The sequence below is a fragment of the Microbispora sp. H10836 genome, assembly GCF_012999525.1.
GTDB lineage: Bacteria > Actinomycetota > Actinomycetes > Streptosporangiales > Streptosporangiaceae > Microbispora.
On sequence record NZ_JABBWU010000062.1, the window covers coordinates 1 to 1,232 of the forward strand.

The following is a 1,232-nucleotide window of genomic DNA, read 5'->3' on the forward strand; positions in this document are numbered from 1 at the left end:
TCGGCGTAGCCGGCTTCGATCATCGACGGCGGGACCGGCGGGAACATGGCCAGGGTGTGCCAGATGGAGGAGCCGGTGAAGCCGACGACGGTCTTGACGCCGAGTTTGGCCGCGGCGCGGGCGGTGTCCTTGATCTCCTCGGCGGCGCGCTGCCGGACGCCTTCGGGTTCGCCGTCGCCCCAGATGCGGGCGGGCAGGATGCCCTTGTGGCGTTCGTCGATGGGGTGGTCGCAGACGGCCTGGCCGACGAGGTGGTTGGAGATCGTCCATACCCCGAGGTTGTATTTGGCCAGGGTTTCCTTCTTGCGTTCGACGTAGGAGTCGTCGGCGAGGGCCTTGTCGACCTCGAAGTGGTCGCCCCAGCAGGCGAGTTCCAGGCCGTCGTAGCCCCATTCGGAGGCGAGGCGGCAGACCTCCTCGAACGGCAGGTCCGCCCACTGCCCCGTGAACAACGTGATCGGTCGCGTCATATCACACCCCTTCTCACAGTCCTGTGGACAATCACACCGAGGTCCAGCCCGACCCGGCGGCCGCGCTCTCCTCGACCGCGGCGAGCACCCGCTGCACCTGAAGACCGTCCTCGAAGGACGGTGCGGGGTCGGTGCCGGCGGCCACCGCCTCGATGAAGTCCTTCACCTCATGGGTGAAGGTGTGCTCGTAGCCGAGGCCGTGACCCGGCGGCCACCACGCCCCGGCGTACGGGTGGTCCGCCTCGGTGACGAGGATCCGCCGGAACCCGCCCTCGGCGGCGTCGAGCGTGTGGTCGTGGAACCACAGCTCGTTCATCGCCTCGAAGTCGAAGGACAGGCTGCCCAGCGATCCGTTGACCTCGATCCGCAGCGCGTTCTTGCGGCCCGTGGCGAACCGGGTGGCCTCGAAGGACCCCAGCGCCCCGCCCTCGAAACGGCCGATGAACAGCGCGGCGTCGTCCACCGTCACCTCGCCCATCTCACCGGTGCCGCCCTGGCCGGCCAGGCCGGCCGACCCCTCGGCGAGCGGGCGCTCCTTGACGAACGTCTCGGTGATCGCGCTCACCCCGGCCAGCGACCGGCCGACGATGAACTGCGCGGTGTCGATGATGTGGGCGCCGATGTCGCCGAGAGCCCCGGACCCGGCCTTGTCCTTCTGCAGACGCCAGACCAGGGGGAACTCCGGGTCGACGATCCAGTCCTGCAGGTACTGCGCCCGCACGTGCCGGATCTCCCCGAGCCTGCCCTGTTCGACGAACCGCC

The 1,232-nt window shown here is 69.4% G+C and carries 2 protein-coding genes; both read right to left on the reverse strand.

Annotated features, from left to right (window positions below):
* A partial coding sequence (locus tag HHX30_RS40235) for a sugar phosphate isomerase/epimerase (protein WP_169989201.1) occupies window positions 1–470 on the reverse strand: 470 nt, incomplete at its 3' end.
* A gap of 31 nt (window positions 471–501) precedes the next feature.
* A partial coding sequence (locus HHX30_RS40240; RefSeq protein ID WP_169989202.1) for a Gfo/Idh/MocA family protein occupies window positions 502–1,232 on the reverse strand: 731 nt, incomplete at its 5' end.